Origin of the sequence: Neisseria sp. P0016.S008 (assembly GCF_051957775.1) — a bacterium.
Classification (GTDB): Bacteria; Pseudomonadota; Gammaproteobacteria; order Burkholderiales; family Neisseriaceae; genus Neisseria; species Neisseria flavescens_B.
Genome location: NZ_JBQCWB010000052.1, coordinates 1 through 233, shown reverse-complemented (window position 1 = coordinate 233; position 233 = coordinate 1). Strand labels below are relative to the sequence as shown.

Sequence of the window (233 nt, the reverse complement as noted above, 5' to 3'; positions counted from 1 at the left end):
CCACCTATCTCGACCTTGCCGCCGAATTGAAAGCCGCTAAAAAAGCAGGGCGCGAGGTGCAGCGTATGAAGGGAAAAAACATCGCCCTGATTTTCGAGAAAACATCGACCCGCACCCGTTGCGCGTTTGAAGTGGCCGCACGCGACCAAGGCGCAGGGGTAACTTATCTGGAACCTTCTGCCAGCCAAATCGGGCATAAGGAAAGCATTAAGGATACGGCGCGTGTTTTAGGG

Annotated in this window: 1 pseudogene; it reads left to right on the top strand. The window is 54.5% G+C overall.

Features of this window, described 5'->3' with window-relative positions:
• Positions 1 to 233 (top strand): annotated as a pseudogene (locus ACTHS8_RS10950) (ornithine carbamoyltransferase); the annotation flags it as partial.